A 16,300-nucleotide genomic window follows, 5' to 3' on the forward strand; every position below is an offset into this window, starting at 1 on the left:
CGCTATTGTGAAACAGATAAATAAGAATACTAGGACTCCCGATGAATCTATCAACTTACATTTTTTCAAGAATACGAGCGACGATCATGCCGATCAGCTCTTCTTTGTCTCCTAAATCAAGGCCAGCCAATTTATCTTGTACATTCGCAGGCTGCTCCTGCTCCAACAAATCTTCCATTTCACGGAGGCCATAAGCGACTCTACGGATATTGAGCAAATTAAGCGGGCTGATGTTGTCGGATGTCGAGCTTCCGCCAACCGCGCCGCAACCCAGCGTAAGAGCCGGTGCAATTGCTGTTGTTGCGCCGATGCCGCCAAGTGTACCCGGTGTATTTACAAGTAAGCGCGATACTGGCTTCTTCAATGCGAACTCGCGAATGATTTCTTCATTTTCGGAGTGAATGACCATCGTATGGCCTGCGCCCTCGCCATGTAGAATCTCAATGCAGCGCTCGCATGCCGCTTCCCAGCTGTCTTCTGTGTAGAAGGCAAGAATCGGAGCCAGCTTCTCGCGAGAGTATGGAACCTTCGGTCCAACTTGCGTTTCTTCTGCGATCAGCACGCGTGCATTAGCTGGAATGTCCAGGTTCGCCAATTTCGCGATATGCGCCACACTGCGTCCGACGATTTGCGGGTTCATCGTGCCATTGGCGCGCATAATGAACTTGCCAAGCTGTGCTGCCTCTTCCTTGGAAAGGAAGTACGCTCCCTGCTTTTTAAATTCCGCAATTACCGCATCCTTGCTGCATGCTTCTACAACAACGGATTGTTCGGATGCACAGATTGTGCCGTTATCGAACGTTTTGGAATCCATGATGCGCTTGACTGCAAGCGGGATGTTCGCGCTCTTCTCAATGAAGGCAGGGCCATTGCCCGGGCCAACCCCGATTGCCGGCGTACCGGAGGAATAAGCGGCTTTGACCATCGCTGTTCCGCCAGTTGCGAGAATCAAGGCAACGTCATTGTGCTTCATCAATTGATCTGTTCCTTGGATCGTCGGAACCGTCATGACGCCAATAGCGCCTTCTGGACATCCTGCTTCCGCGGCTGCCTCGCTGATTACCTTCACCGTTTCCAAAATGCTCTTAAGTGCATTCGGGTGCGGAGAGAACACAATACTGTTTCCGGCTTTTAACGAAATAAGCGCTTTGTAAATCACAGTCGAAGTTGGATTCGTGGACGGAATCAGACCAGCAATCACGCCGACTGGAACCGCTACCTCCATCACTTTGTGCGCTTTATCATCCTTCAACACACCGACTGTTTTCATGTCCTTAATGGATGCATACACTTGCTTGGAAGCAAATGAGTTCTTAATAATCTTGTCCTGCCAACGACCGAAGCCTGTTTCTTCGTTTGCCATTTTTGCGAGCTTCTCGCGATGCTTGTAGCCAGCATCCGCTACCGCCTTGACGATGCCGTCAATTTGCTCCTGCGTCATAACGGCAAGCTTCGCTTGCGCTTCCTTGGCTTTCTTAATCAGATCACGGACTTCTTGAATGGATCGCAGGTCTTTATCCAATGTTTCCATCAATATTCCTTCTCTCTACAACATTTTTTACAAGCTTGCTTTTTTGTTTGACTTACTGCGCTTCGTTGTCGGCGCTGGCACCGGCTTCACGATTGAGGCGCTGCCGTTGCCTTGGCTTTTTGCTGCATCCTTTGCCTTTTCTACAGTAGCTGCTGGTTTGGCAGTCGACTGAACAGTGCCCATGTGTCCAGGGTTTGGCTTCCGTTCTTCGACTTTATTGCCACCCTCAACTGCTGCAGATACTGCCTTGGCATGTGATTCCATCGCAGCAGTATCGGCCTTCGACTTTGCATCAGAAGCTGTTTTGACTTTCGGTTCTTCTGTCTTCGAAGCTTCCTTTGCTTGGTTCGTCTGAGCTGTGGGAGCTTTTTCAGACACTTTATCGGACACCACTTCTGCGTCCTTTGTGTCTATTTCGACTGCTTGGTTGGTAAGAACACTCTCAACGTCAGAAGTATCTTCACCATTTTCATGAGCATCAAAAGGCTCTGCCACCAAGGCAGCCGTCTCTTCGTGCATTCGAGCAATGACATGACGTGTTACCAGTACATCCAGCCGTGTGGCCATTTCTGCCCCTGCCTCAACGGCTGCCTGCACCGCACCGACATCTCCATCGAGCTTAACTGTCACCAGTCCGCCCTTAATGATCTCTACTCCGATGCAGGTTACACTCGCTGCCTTCAATGCGGCATCCGCCGCAGCGACTGCACCCAGATAACCTCTAACCTCAACCAATCCTAACGCGCTATGTCTCATCGTACGCTACCTTAATAACTCGTCGGATTATCTGCGACGAATTGGACAGCGTCCGCGAAGGCATCGCATGCTGCCTTGCAGGCCGATTGGCTGCCTGTGAGCAAGCCGCCTGCGAAGTTAGTTTCAGAAGGCGGTCCGAAAAATGCGGCAATAGTGACATCCGCAGCCTTCAACGCTGCATCTAATGCATACATGGCTTCCAGTGGAGGAGCGATCAAATAAGCCAGCGCTTCTCCTTCCCGGATGCCCGCTGTCTCGGACAAATACGAGCCTGTGCGGGACACGCAGTGAGCGAAATACGTAATGCTATTATCCTCATTAGCGCTCACGAAGTGCGCGCCGCTCTCAATGAAATCTGCAACGGCACTCATGCCGCTGCGCACTTCCTCTGGATTAGGCCCAGCCAAGATCCCAATGACCTCGCCCGCCAGCTTCGTCGAAGCATTGGCCGATCCGGCATACATGCTTTTTGCGTAAACGACATCTACAGCAGCCGACTTCGTCGCTTCATCCAATGCCACATACGTGACATCGTCAATGTCGGCAGTAATGATGCCTAGACTTTTATGGTGCGGCTTAAGCTCCAGCTTGCTTGCCATATCCAGGCTTACGTTGGAAATGAGCTTCATGCCGAGCACGGTTGCATGAATCGGTTCGTTTCTCATACGTGCCTTCCTCCTTACGATTGCTATCATTGTGTGTTCGAATTGACGAAATTCAATCCATAATTGCGCTTCGAACAACCGCTATAGTTTCAAATCAATACCAGATGCTTTGCGGTCGATCATTGTCTTGATGAGTTCCGCAATATGAGCGCCCGCTTCAACTGCAGGCGTACCGCCCGAGTGAATGTTGGAAATAACGGTGCGTCTTGCTTCAGGCATCCCTACAGTTGGCTTATAAGCAATATAGGCACTCATTGATTCTGCAGTCACCAGTCCCGGACGCTCGCCAACGAGCAAGCATACGACATCCGCTTCTGTTACATCTCCAATGACATCCATTGACGGAACGCGGCAATGCTTAACGAACAGGATATTGCCGGCCTCAAAGCCGTACATTTTCAAGCCTTGCGTAATCGCGGGAATAATATCGCGCAAATTCGCTTCGATCGCAGCCGAGCTCAATCCGTCCCCGACCATGATCTGAACTTTGGCCTGCTTCGTTGTGTTCTGCTTAATATACGCAATCGTGTCATCCGAGAATTGACGTCCCAAATCAGGGCGCGTAATATATTCATCCTTGTCCCGACATTTTGTCGCAACCGGCACAAGGTTCATTTCCTTCACGAAATCTTCGGAAACGTAGGAGAACACCGCATCCTGTGCAGCAGCATGGTCAGCGCGGAAGCGCAGCGACGTAATCGTCTTATAACGCGGGCCCGCACGCCATACACCAAGTCGAGCCGGTGTTTTCTCTTTCATTTTCAGGTAGCCTTCGCGATCTTCCGGTTCCGGAACAAGCAGCAATTTGCGCAGATCAATTTCTGTAATGTCATCCAGACATTCGCCATCGTCCACTTGTTCTTCTTCCTTCATTGTTGCAGTCGCTTGTACAAGCCCGCCAACAGCAGCCTCTGCTGTCTTTTTTGCGGAGTAGAGGCATCCGCAGCCTTCGATTCTGCTGGCTTGACTGCTTCCGCTGCCTGCTCTGTCTTGTTTCCTACCATTTCGTTTAAGATCGACTCAATCATCGACTTCAGATCTTTTTCATTCATAAGAGCTTCCTCCTTTCCCTACTTGAGAAACACCGAAGCGTCTCCGGCTTTTTTCGTCAGCTTGCCATTTTCAATGAAGCCCATTTTCTCCATCCATTGTTCAAACTCGCGGATCGGACGCAAGCCGAGCAATTCGCGCAGTGTCGCAGTTTCATGATAGCCAGTTGTCTGATAGTTAAGCATGACATCATCACCGTGCGGGATGCCCATGAAGAAATTGCAGCCTGCAGTGGATAAGAGAACTGCCAAGTTTTCTAAGTCATTCTGATCAGCCTTCATATGGTTCGTGTAGCAAGCATCACAACCCATGGAGATGCCTGTCAGCTTGCCCATGAAGTGATCTTCCAAGCCAGCGCGAACTACCTGCTTCGCATCGTACAGATACTCTGGACCGATGAATCCGACAACAGTATTGACAAGGAACGGATTGTACTTCTTCGCAAACCCATAGCAGCGCGCTTCCATCGTTACTTGGTCAATGCCATGATGGGCTTCGGAAGACAGCTCCGAACCTTGACCTGTTTCAAAGTACATCACGTTAGGTCCTGCTACTTGTCCGTGCTGCAAGACAAGCTGCTGCGCTTCCGCAATCGTATCGGCATTGAAGCCAAATGCTTCATTCCCTTTTTGGGAGCCAGCGATCGATTGGAATATCAGTCCGGTCGGCGCGCCGCGCTTCACCGCTTCCATTTGCGTGGTAACGTGAGCCAATACGCAGGTTTGTGTTGGAATGTCCCACTTCTGGCGGAACTCCTCGAACCGCTTCAGCACGCGCGTCACGCTCTCAACGGAATCATCAACCGGGTTGAGACCGAGCACGGCGTCCCCGATACCGAAGGTTAAGCCTTCCATAAGGGAAGCCATGATTCCATCCGGGTCATCTGTTGGGTGGTTCGGCTGCAAGCGTGCCGACAATGTACCCGAACGTCCGATTGTTGTATTGGCAGTAGCCGTGATACGAATTTTCTTCGCACCGTACATCAGGTCAAGGTTGGACATAATCTTCGTAACCGCAGCAATCATCTCTGCCGTTAATCCGCGGGATACTCGCTTGATGTCAGCTTCAGTTGTGTTTTCATTCAGAATCCACTCCCGCAGTTCTTCAACCGTCCAATTCTGAATTTCACTGTAGATGCGCTCGTTAACCCCGTCTTGAATAATGCGGGTAACCTCATCTACCTCGTAAGGAACGGCCGGATTGTTGCGCAAATCCGACAGCTTAATTTGAGACAATACGACCTTTGCCGCTACACGCTCTTCTGATGAAGTAGCCCCCAGTCCGGCCAAGGTATCACCCGATTTTTCCTCGTTGGCCTTTGCCATGACTTCCATGAGCGTACTGAACTGATACACGCGGCCAAACAGCTTTGTTTTTAAAATCACAAAAGCTCCTCCTTCCAAATCGAAATCAATTTATCTTACTAATCTCCTCTAATGAAATACGAGGGTTTTAATCACGACCGGCAACACCTTGCCATTCGCAATTGGCTTGCCGATGTCGATATAGTCGCCGTTGTCGACCATGACGCTGTCGATGCAGACAACATCCTTCTTGTAACCAAGCAGCGCGTACAGTGTCTGTCCCAGCACCTTCGCCATATCGTGATGGACGATCACGATGAGTGGATAATCCCGCTCCAGCAGCTCGGACATGCCTTGGTAAAGTCCTTGTGCATATTTCTGCACCTCTTGAAAGCTCGGGCTCTTCTTCCCTTCCACGGCGATCGCGACTCGCTGCAAATCATTGTTCAGCTTGAACCAATTCAGCTTGTCGGCGACAGCCTGCGACAGCCTATCGCTGCTTCCTGACTCATCCGCAGCGGCCAGCTTCAAAATCGGAATATTCTTGATTGGGAAGCTCTCCTCCGTGTACGTAATCGTGCTGCCGCTAATTTCCGTCGTATGAGAGCCTGCTCCGACTACGGTCGCTCGAATCGTCTCCGCCGAACGGGCCACAGTCATCTGCGACGTAAGCGGTGAAGCAGCGATCGCCCTGCCTAGCAAGATGCCAATGTCGCCATATTGGAACACATCACCTGATGCCTCTTGATAAATGTAGTCCGCTACGCCGCCGGAGAACGAAATGCATGGAATCGAACGTTCCAGCTTGAGCCCTTTGTTCGTGATGATCGTGTCATAGAAATCTCCAGCCTGCCTGAGGCCTACACTCTCTTCGAGCAGCTTGACCATCTCTCCGATAATCGGTTCCAGATCAACTGGAGTCACCCGCTGCCTCAGAGCAAGCTTGATTCCCCTTTGCTCTGCAAGCTGCTTGATTTTTGGCGCAATATACGTAACCTCATGCGTGCCTTGATCCACCTTAATCAGCCGCCCACCAATATCGAGGCATCCTGTATCGATAAGATCGCCGTTAGCGAACAGCGCCAAATTACTTGTGCCGCCGCCAATATCGATATTGACGATAGAAGTGGAATGCTCCTTGGAATACGTATGGGCGCCGGCACCTTTAGCTGCAATAATGCTTTCCAGATCCGGGCCTGCTGTTGCGACGACGAAATCACCGGCGAATCCGCTTAACGAGAGTACAGCTTCATTGGCATTTTCCTTGCGGGCCGTCTCGCCGGTAATAATGACCGCACCTGTCTGAATGTCTTCCTTGCGAATGCCCGCCTTCTCGTACTGCTCCTGAATGAATACCTGAATCTTCTGCATATCGATTCGATTGTCTTCCATTACAGGCGTGAAGCATATATCGCTTCGATACACGACTTCTTTATCTGTAATGACTAGACGCGGCACCGAGAAAGAAGACGCCAGATTTTGAATATGGAGCTTCGACAGCACAATCTGAGTTGTCGATGTCCCCATATCGATGCCGACACTAAGCAATTGCTCTTCCACTTCGTTCACCCCCATCCATTGATTTCAAATTGAACATTCGGGCATCAATTTTCCCCTTGATTGCGGTACAATTTAAAAGCGAATAAAAAAGGCTTAAAGTACTGCCGAATTCCGATAAAAACCGGAACCGGTCAACTTTAAGCCTCTTTGCTTCTAAAACTACGCCCTTGTAGTCCGAATATTCATTTTTTGAACGTAAACGTAACAGCAGTGCCATCATCGCCAGAAGCGATTGTCAGCTTTCCCTTCAGCTTATCCTTCACATAGCTGCGAACAATAGATAACCCCAAGCTTTTGCGCGGAGCGTCTTCTACCGCAAAGCCTGTCCCATTATCAGCCACGATGACAGTCACGAGATCGCCTTCCGCTTGCGCGTGAACCGTAATCTTGCCCTGCGTGCAATCGCCAAACGCATGCTCATAACTATTGTGAAGCAGCTCGCTCACGATGAGCGCAATATCCACTGTGCGGTCGCTATCCAGACAAATGCTCTGCGTCGACGTGATGTCCATCTCAATCGCATGGCAATGTAAAAAGCAGCGCTCGATATTCGTTGCAATGAGCCGAATAACGTCCAGCAGATCCACTTGCGCATCAATTTCCGTTGATAGCAGCTCATGGGTGGCCGCAATCGCCAATACCCGGCTGACGCTGTCGTCCAGACACTTTTTGGCCTCAGGGCTCTTGCACTGACGTCCTTGAATGCGCAGCAGCGATGCTACCGTCTGCAAATTATTTTTTACACGATGGTGAATTTCACGGATCGCTACCGATTTCGAAATGATTTCTGCTTCCTTGTCTTTAATCTCGGTCACATCGTGCAGGATGACGCCTACACATAAATCCTTCTCCTCAATAAACAACCGCTTCACTTGAAAATAGCGGCCCGCTGCCTTCACGTCAGTCGTGAGCGGACAGCACGGTGAAGATGAATGCTGCTTCATCACCTCAGAGAACATCGTCCGATCAAGCGACAGATTGTCATAATGCAAGCCCTGTATATCCTCCAAATAACCAAGCTGCCTGTAATATGCGTCTGCCTGCTTATTTTTCAGCTTCAAAAATCCGTACTTGTCGAATACGAGAACGGCATCCTCCAACTGATTGATGAGCGAATCCTTGAACCGCAGCATTGCCGTAAGCATTGAAGACATTTCACCATCTTCATAAGGCACACCTGATCCCATATTGAAGTGGGCTTGGATATTGTCGCTTACATCTTTCTCGTAAATGACGACCGCAATTACGCCATCTTGATTTTTCATCGGATAGACGGTCTGCCGAACAAGGTGATTCTCCTGCGTGTTGGCAACCAGACCCTGCGACATCATTCCGGTCTCCAGCGTTCTCAGTACGCCAGGCTCATTCTCGCGCAGCGCCTTCTCGCCTGTGACCGGCCGCTTGTACAGCGACTTTCCTTCATTTGGTCGACGGTGATACACGACGATAGCCTCATTCGCTACACTGGACAGCACGTCAATGAACACATCGTCCTTAACGTCGGTATTCTCAAAAGACTCGGCGATTTCACAAATCCATGCAATGTCCGCTTCGGACAACCCCGTATGCAGCCTGCACAACTTCCCAATTCGTTCTTTGAAATCAATCATAGGACATGACGATCGTGGTAGCGATTTCAATCATCGGACATCGTCTATCCATACTCAATTTGCGCAAGGTTTGATAGGCTTCCTCTTCGGTGTAGCCATTTTCCTTCATCAGAATCCCTTTTGCCTTCTCAACCGCTTTACGCTCTTCCATCTTCTGCGTCAGCTTCGATAGATTCTGCTCCAACTTGCGTATTTCCTTGCCTTTTGCGATGGTCACTTCCACCATGGGAATGAACGACTTTTCATCAAGCGGCTTTACCAGATAGCCAAGCGCACCGACAGCCGAGGCTTTCTCGATGGTTTGCTTGTCGCTGAAGGCGGTTAAGAGAAGAATTCCTCCCGCCAGCTGCTCTGATAAGATTCGTTTACTAGCCTTAAGCCCATCGAGGATGGGCATTTGAACATCCATGATGACGAGGTCTGGCAGATGCTTCTTGCATAATTCGATGGCTTCAAATCCATCGGAAGCTTCGCCTACTACATTGTAGTCCGCCTCTTCGAGCATCTCACGAATATCCATTCTTGTAATAGGTTCGTCATCGACTATTACAATTTTTCCATTCATGTGTCATGCACCTCATTGTCTGCCGTTATTTGCTTGTCTACCGGTATTCCGCTTCTTGCAGTAGAATAAACCGTTTACGCCTCCAAATATTGCCGAAGCGCCTCCACTCCCACATTCTCTATCGTCGAGACTTCAAAAATCCGTTCCACACCAGCCGCTTGAAGGTGAGCTCTCGCTTGCGCGATTTCCTCCTGCGACTGTGCCAGCTCCACCTTGGTTACCACGCCGATAACCGGCTTGGCGAATACGGTTGCGAAGGCGGGTGGAAAGTAACTGTCTTCCTTCGTGCAATCTTGCACAAGCCCGATTACATCTGCATCTACGCTCGATACGAGCAGCATCTTGTACAAATATCGATTCTCGATGCACTCCCCCGGCGTATCAATCGCTTGGTCGAAGCTTTCGATCGCTTGCGTTTTTTTATAGGCAATTTCTTCACCATGCAGCCATTGGCACAGCGTTGTCTTGCCTGAACCGGTGCTTCCGGCGAAAATAATTTTTTTCATCAGCTTCTTCACCTACGTTCTTGTAATGTTCGCAGCAGCAGAGAAGCCTAAAATATTTTGCAAGCCAAGCAGCACTTCACTTATAGCAGATTCAACGGAGGATACATCGCCTGTAATCACAAGCGATCCGCTAAAGCGATCGACAAAGCCGATTTGTACTCCAGCAGCCTTCGTTGCGATATCCGCTGCTATAATAGATGCCTCGCTTGGTGTTATGGTCATGACGCCGATTGAATCGTGCGCATCGCTGCCCAATCCCAGCTTTTTGTAGATGTCCGGGTTCGGATTCGCGATAATATGAGCCAATGTGACCTGTTTACCAGGCACGTACTCTTGGATAACGCGTTGTTTTTCATTCTGGTGTTGCTCCATACCATCATCTCACTCTCATGTCAGAAAACACGTGAAATTGCTGTAAAAAACATAAAAGCCCCTTAAAAAGTTCGCGCAGGAATTTTTAAGAAGCCTCTTTGCTTGGTTTTGTATGCAACACGCCGTTGTGTTACCTTTACTATATTTTAATACTGCAAACGTTGTCAATACACATTCAGACAAAATTCGACGCAATCTCAAGATTGAAACATTTTGTTCAAAATTTCGGCCACATCCCCTGCCGTTGGCACGCGAGGATTCGTCGCCGTGCAGCCATCCTTCAGTGCTCCCTCGGCAATCGAGTCCCTCATTTCATCCAGCAGCGCCTGATCAACTCCACATTCCTTCAGCGTATGCGGCATCTGCAGTTGTTTCTGCAGCTGCTTGATCGCTTGTACAAGGCTGCGAACACCGCTCTTTGGATTTGGTGCGGACAGTCCCAAGCTCTTGGCGATTTCTGCGTAGCGAACTGCGGCAGCAGTGCTCTCTTCCCTGCCATACCCTGGTTTATAATTCGCATTGAATTCAATGACATGCGGGAGCAGCATTGCATTCATGCGGCCATGCGCAATTTTGAATTTGGCCCCTGCGACATGCGCAATGCCATGATTCAGTCCGAGCGAAGTAATGTTGAATGCCATACCCGCTATGCAGGATGCATTATGCATTTTCTCACGCGCTTCTAAATCACTGCCATCCTTATAGGCTCTTGGCAAATAAGCAAATACCAACTTGATAGCCTTCTCTGCCAGCGCATCCGATATATCGTTCGCCTTCGTAGATACATAAGCTTCGATTGCATGCGTCAACACATCCATTCCGGTATCAGCCGTAATGAAGTCTGGAACACTCTTAACCAGTTCCGGATCTAATATCGCCTCTTGCGGCAGCATCTCATCGGATACGAGCGGGTATTTAATGTTTTTCTGCTTATCACTGATTACCGAAAATGATGTCACCTCGGAGCCCGTCCCGCTTGTCGTCGGGATTGCCACGAATGGAATGTCTTGCTGGTTCAGCAGCTTTTGTGCAAACAGCTTCATCGCCTTGGCCGCATCAATAGCGGAGCCGCCGCCGATAGCAATAATCAAGTCGGTGTTGAATGCGCCTAATGCCTCTACACCTTCTGTGACAATCTCAACCGGCGGATCTGGTACGATGTTGCTGAAAATATATTGCTCATTGCTGTCATGCAGCCGATCGAATACCATGTTGATCATCCCTGATTTGACCATAAAAGGATCGGTAACGATGAAAATACGCTTATTGCGCCATTCCATCAGACGATCCAGCGCACCATGACCCATGTAGAGATCGGCTTTAATCGAAAGTTTGTCCACGTAAAGCACCTCCAAGGAGTAGTTACAACAAAAAAGAGGCCTCTCAAAGGAATAGTTCCCTTTAAAAAGCCTCTTTGCTTGTTATGTTGTCTGCACGCCATTGTGCAGCTTATCATTCAATTGTCATTTATACTGTACATCGTAATGCAAACATGCGTCAACCGCAATGTCGACGATTTCATCATTACGACAAATCTTCTGCAAAAAAATTGGGACATGCACACCATTGTGCATATGATTCTTCATCGTTGAAAAATGTCCCGCTTGCTTTTATTTATACGTCTTCGTATGTTTGGCGGCGAGCACCCGGCCCCTCCGACAGCATTGTCGGCAGCCTTCAAGCAATGTAAAAAAGCCTAGCGAGGCGGTATCGTCACTAGACTTGTAAACCAGTCACTTTCGCCTCGAAATGACTGGCCTGGCAAAGTTACTAGACAAAAGACCTGACTTAAGACCGAGCTCATCGGCCTATTACAGTGGCGGGACCGCGTTGGATTTGCACCAAACTTCCATTGTCTATAACTTCTTCTATTGTGCATGACGTGAATGGTCGTCCATTCGACATAATTATAGCACAAACGATCTGAATGGCAATATGAAAAAATAAAAGATAAAAGAATTGAGGATTTGCTCGTCATTATGTCCCCGCAGATGTGAAGCACCCTGCCCTTTGAGATAGCAATCGAAAAACTCTACTAGAATATGATTCATCGTCTCAAGACAGTAAATGGATCAATCTCTGCCCTGCCGCCCTGCAGCATATTGGACAACAGCGGGGAAACCAGAGACAGGTTTGTAAGAGGGCTGAAGTTAAAGCGATGACAACGAGCAGAAGCATAGCAATTGCATTCTGATAACGCGGCTGCTTCTATATTTTTCGTTCCTCTTTGCTGCGTATGAGCGTCCACACTCCAAGAAGCGCCCAGACAAGCAGCAACAGTCTAAGCCCCAGCCAACGGAAGCTCCATTCAATAACCGACGCCAATGTGAAAATTAGGAATGCTGCAAACGCGCCAAGCCTTATCATGGCTTTGATCTTTTTCTGATATGACTTTGTACAAATGCGGTATAGTGCAAAAGATATCTCACAAACAGCTGCAATGATTAAAATTATGATTTCTATTATCCAAATTCAATCCTCCTCTGCTTCATCAGTGCAGCATCAGCATAATTAACGATTGGTGCAGAGTAAATATGTACGACACTATGCTGTAGGAATAACAAAGTAAGCTAAAAAAAGACGAGGTAAGCTGCTGCTTCCCCGTCTTATTGAACTTTATCATTTTTTAGTTTTCGCAACTGCTCGTTGATTTTCGTTGCGACCTTCCTATCACTGCTCCATCCAAGCCAACGGACGAGAAGGGAGATAATTGCGATTTCAACTGCGACTATCATTGTGCCAACTGCTCCCGTTACCCAGCCCATCCAATTCGTGAATGTAAGCATCACAACTTCTACGATTACAAAATGGATCAAAATTCGCATACGCATTCCCTTTTCACTGATATCAGCAGGAAAATGGAACATAAGACTTGGCAAGACCCCCACCAATGCGACGTGTAGGCACACCTGCGCTTCATAGCCCACGTATCCGGGATGGTAGGTTCTCTACCGATTTATTTGCCCAATATCAACGTAGCGAGCAAGCTTTTGTATTTATTGAATTCATTGATTCTGTTTTCTGATGTGTTTATCCTTCATTGTAGAGTGCCTCCTGTGCTGGGGTTTGTTCTTTGGATCGAACGTTCCCCAGCATACAGAAGGTGCTTTTTTCATTCAAACCTCGAATTCATTTATTACAGCAATGGCTCCTATCGTACTTTGTTATCATCTTTTTCTTTCAAACTGACATGCTGGACAATCTGAATCCATCTTAAAAACAACGATTGAATATAATCCGAATTGAGGGTGCGATTTAAAATCTTTGCCTCAAAATAAACAGCTTCTTCATTCATAGTAAAAGAGAATGAGAAATCACAGTATTCCGTATAGCCTTTATTTCCTGTGAACTGATATAAAAACATCGGAAACAACCCATTTTGCTTGTAATCAATAATAAATTTTGCTTGTGTGCATTTTGGAGCTGCTTGTTTCTTGCTATTTACGTTCTCCAACAATACATTCAAGTCGTCGTGATTACAGATCTCGAATGATGAAAAAGTATTATTCGCCCCATAGCAAACCGACAGCTCCTGCTGACCTGTCGCCTCGATAACACTGTATGTGTACAGAAACAATAGCCACGACTCCAGTGCTGTCTCGTTCTCTGATTGCATTTCCTTCAGTACATGAAATAAATCACTGTTATCTTGGAAATGGAATACGAATTCCTTGTTCCTACTACCTAACAGATACGAATCTGGGAACGGAACTTGTGCACATCTCAATGCTGCTTGACGACTTACATCTATGAACGTTGCCAACTGGGCGATAGTCGGATTTGCGAATATATCGCCTACTTTTACAATCCCTGGGTACTTTTCTTCAATTCGAGCCAACATACTCATGATTAATAATGAATTTCCGCCTAGTTCAAAGAAATTATCATGAATGCCGATTTGCTCACTCACAAGAATGTCACGCCAAATGGTTACAAGTTCCTTCTCCCTATCGTTTTGCGCGGCAACAAATGTATCGTGTTCCACAAGGGCCCGCACGTTTGGCGAAGGCAACCGATGTTTATCCACTTTCCCTGAGCTTGTGACAGGAATTTGCTCCAATTGCATAATAAACGATGGAATCATGTACGATGGAAGGAACTTCTTTAAGTTTTGTTTAATCTCAAATGGATCAACCACTGTATGAGAGACGATATACCCACATAACGATTGGATTTCATGATGATTAGTTGCAACCACAACCGCATCTTGGATTCCTTCCAGTTGCCGCAGCGCATTTTCCACTTCTCCCGGCTCGATCCGGAACCCCCTGATCTTCACTTGGTCATCAATACGGCCCAAATAGGCTATGTTCCCGTCCGGCAACCATTTGGCTAAGTCCCCCGACCGGTACAGTTTTCCTTCCCCGTATGGATTCTCAATAAACTTCTCTGCGGTTAGTGCCGGAAGGTTCAAGTACCCTTTTGCCACACCGCTGCCTGCAATACATAACTCCCCAGGTACACCTATCCCGCATAGCTTCATGCCATCCATAATATAGATTTGCGTATTGCTCGTTGGTTTCCCAATCGGCACAGGATTGGGAATGTCACTCTCTCCATCGTATTCCCATCCCGTTGCCAATACTGTGCTTTCCGTCGGGCCATAGGCATTGATATATCGTGTACCGCTCCCTGCCTTTTCGATCATCTCCGCGTTTGCTGCCGATCCCCCAGTCGTCAGTACCCGCAGTCCGCTTATATCCGTCTGCAGATAGTATTGCGGCGGCAGCAACGTCAACGTGATTCCATTTTTCTTGATAAAAGCGTTAAAGCTGCTCACATCCGATAGAACCGCTTGGGACACAAGGGTCAGCTTTGCACCCAGCAAAAGCGACAGTGTCATCTCCCATACGGAGGCGTCAAATATATAGTTGGCAAACTGAAGCACGTTATCTTGCTGCGTCACTTCATACTTCTCCTGCAGATAACTCCGCATCGCAACTACGCCGCTGTGCGCTAACATTACCCCTTTAGGCTGCCCCGTCGTTCCGGAGGTATAGATAATATAAGCCAAATCATCGGGACGATTGACTTGCTCCGGATTGTCGCTTTGCCCTTCCCAGAGCTTATCGTCCGCCAGATTAATCGTCGGCAGATCCGTTTCAATCGTAGCTTTATACACAAGCACTGCCTTTGGTTTGCAGTCATTTAGGATAAACTGCATACGCTCCGCTGGGAGGGTAGGATCGACTGGCACATATGCGCCACCTGCTTTGATGATGCCATACATCCCGGCAATCATCTCCACACTTCGCTCTGCTACGATAACCACGCGGTCAGCCGGTTTAATGTGCAGTCTGCGAAGCGCCCATGCCACTTGGTTGATTTTTTGGTTTAATGCGTCATACGTCACATCGTTGTCTTCATATACAACGGCGATGGCATCCGGGGTGTGAGCAACCTGCTCTTCCCATAATGCTGGAATCGTTTTATCCTTTGCATACGCTAAGCTCGTTTCATTAAATGCACCTAGTATCTGTTCTTTCTCTTCCTCTGTTATCGTCTCAAGTTCAGACAACTTCATTTCTGGGTTTACTGCTAGGGCATGTAGCACATGTTCTAGCCGCGCAAGCATGTGTACAATGTCCTCATTCGCATACACATTCGGATTGTAAAGCATTTCACAGACTATTTTCTCCCCCGACTCGTATGCGCATAACGTCAAGTTGTATGGAGGTTGGTCGCGCGATGACGTAATCTCGTACGTGAAATCGGTTAGCTTATCCTCATCTACATAATAGTTTTCAAACGCATAGAGCACTTGAATCAAGTGCTGTTTCTGCTCCGTCTGCGCTTGAATCTCTGCAAGCGAACAATAAGCATATTGTTCACTTTCCGACCCTTGCTGCTGCATGTCTTTGAGCAGACTCATCACACTCATGCCTTCTTTGCTCGCTACACGCACAGGGATCGTATTAATAAACAGACCGACGATATCTTCGATTCCCCGCACATCGCTTTGCCGTCCGGATGTTACTTTCCCGAATACCACATCTTTTTGTCCGCTGTATGCTTGCAAGACTATTCCCCACGCCGTTTCTACGACATTACTCACCGTCATTCGATGGGCGGATGTCAGTTCTTTTATCCGCAATCTGTCCTCAGGTGTTAAGGTAATCGCCAGGCGCTCCACTTGCTGTTCGCTCGCTTGCGGTGTATACACGGGTTTAATCTCCGCGACTTCTTCATACCCTGCTAATACGTCTGACCAGTAAGACATCCCTTTTTCTTGATCCTGTTTTTCCAGCCATACGATATAATCTTCGTAGGAGGCCCGATCCTGCTTGTCCTTGATGATCTGCTTCTTTAGATCAGCTGGCAAAGCCCCTTGTTGCAGCGCTTGATAGATTCGATTGAACTCCCCGTATACCGCCGATAGAC

General features: G+C 48.2%; 14 protein-coding genes, 1 pseudogene and 1 riboswitch. Of the genes and pseudogenes, 1 reads left to right on the plus strand and 14 read right to left on the minus strand.

Annotation, left to right across the window (positions count from 1 at the left end; translation table 11 throughout):
- Positions 1–55: 55 nt before the first annotated feature.
- The 13 genes from PAV_RS21505 to PAV_RS21565 form a co-directional block, all read right to left on the minus strand.
- Positions 56–1,531 carry an acetaldehyde dehydrogenase (acetylating) gene (locus PAV_RS21505; RefSeq protein ID WP_005549799.1) on the minus strand — a complete coding sequence of 492 codons (1,476 nt, stop codon included), beginning with the start codon at positions 1,529–1,531 and terminating at the stop codon, positions 56–58.
- 27 nt (positions 1,532–1,558) lie between these two features.
- The gene (locus tag PAV_RS37730; protein ID WP_005549800.1) at positions 1,559–2,287 is read right to left on the minus strand and encodes a BMC domain-containing protein; all 729 of its coding nucleotides are present in this window, start codon (positions 2,285–2,287) and stop codon (positions 1,559–1,561) included.
- 11 nt (positions 2,288–2,298) lie between these two features.
- A complete protein-coding gene (gene eutL / locus PAV_RS21515; protein ID WP_005549801.1) occupies positions 2,299–2,952 on the minus strand; it encodes an ethanolamine utilization microcompartment protein EutL in 654 nt (217 codons plus the stop codon).
- An 81-nt stretch (positions 2,953–3,033) separates the two neighbouring features.
- Positions 3,034–3,825, minus strand: coding sequence for an ethanolamine ammonia-lyase subunit EutC (gene eutC / locus PAV_RS21520; RefSeq protein ID WP_005549802.1), 792 nt, complete (start codon positions 3,823–3,825; stop codon positions 3,034–3,036).
- A complete protein-coding gene (locus PAV_RS33695) occupies positions 3,822–4,004 on the minus strand; it encodes a hypothetical protein (RefSeq protein ID WP_005549803.1) in 183 nt (60 codons plus the stop codon). Before PAV_RS33695 ends, eutC begins: the two co-directional genes overlap by 4 nt.
- An 18-nt stretch (positions 4,005–4,022) precedes the next feature.
- Complete coding sequence (locus PAV_RS21530) at positions 4,023–5,387, minus strand: ethanolamine ammonia-lyase subunit EutB (protein WP_005549804.1); 1,365 nt, start codon at positions 5,385–5,387, stop codon at positions 4,023–4,025.
- A 48-nt stretch (positions 5,388–5,435) separates the two neighbouring features.
- The gene (gene eutA, locus PAV_RS21535; RefSeq protein WP_005549805.1) at positions 5,436–6,866 is read right to left on the minus strand and encodes an ethanolamine ammonia-lyase reactivating factor EutA; all 1,431 of its coding nucleotides are present in this window, start codon (positions 6,864–6,866) and stop codon (positions 5,436–5,438) included.
- A gap of 182 nt (positions 6,867–7,048) precedes the next feature.
- Positions 7,049–8,476, minus strand: coding sequence for a sensor histidine kinase (locus PAV_RS21540; protein ID WP_005549807.1), 1,428 nt, complete (start codon positions 8,474–8,476; stop codon positions 7,049–7,051).
- Positions 8,469–9,041, minus strand: coding sequence for an ANTAR domain-containing response regulator (locus PAV_RS21545; protein ID WP_005549809.1), 573 nt, complete (start codon positions 9,039–9,041; stop codon positions 8,469–8,471). The genes PAV_RS21540 and PAV_RS21545 overlap by 8 nt, the downstream gene beginning before the upstream one ends.
- Before the next feature lie 74 nt (positions 9,042–9,115).
- Positions 9,116–9,547 (minus strand): EutP/PduV family microcompartment system protein, encoded by a 432-nt coding sequence (locus tag PAV_RS21550; protein WP_005549810.1) that lies wholly within the window; start codon positions 9,545–9,547, stop codon positions 9,116–9,118.
- 12 nt (positions 9,548–9,559) lie between these two features.
- Positions 9,560–9,919, minus strand: a complete 360-nt coding sequence (locus PAV_RS21555) for a BMC domain-containing protein (protein WP_005549812.1) — start codon at positions 9,917–9,919, stop codon at positions 9,560–9,562.
- A 197-nt stretch (positions 9,920–10,116) separates the two neighbouring features.
- On the minus strand, positions 10,117–11,259 hold the full coding sequence (locus PAV_RS21560; RefSeq protein ID WP_005549813.1) for a 1-propanol dehydrogenase PduQ: 1,143 nt from the start codon (positions 11,257–11,259) through the stop codon (positions 10,117–10,119).
- A 384-nt stretch (positions 11,260–11,643) separates the two neighbouring features.
- Positions 11,644–11,796: riboswitch (adenosylcobalamin (AdoCbl) riboswitch) on the minus strand.
- A 729-nt stretch (positions 11,797–12,525) separates the two neighbouring features.
- Positions 12,526–12,786, minus strand: coding sequence for a DUF3021 family protein (locus tag PAV_RS21565; RefSeq protein ID WP_040736386.1), 261 nt, complete (start codon positions 12,784–12,786; stop codon positions 12,526–12,528).
- A 29-nt stretch (positions 12,787–12,815) separates the two neighbouring features.
- Here PAV_RS21565 and PAV_RS34845 point away from each other — a divergent pair.
- A pseudogene (locus tag PAV_RS34845) lies at positions 12,816–12,914 on the plus strand (transposase); the annotation flags it as partial.
- A gap of 156 nt (positions 12,915–13,070) precedes the next feature.
- Here the strand turns inward: PAV_RS34845 and PAV_RS21570 are convergent.
- Positions 13,071–16,300 (minus strand): non-ribosomal peptide synthetase (locus PAV_RS21570; protein ID WP_157267079.1); only part of this gene is annotated, 3,230 nt, incomplete at its 5' end.

This window comes from Paenibacillus alvei DSM 29, assembly GCF_000293805.1.
GTDB lineage: Bacteria > Bacillota > Bacilli > Paenibacillales > Paenibacillaceae > Paenibacillus_B > Paenibacillus_B alvei.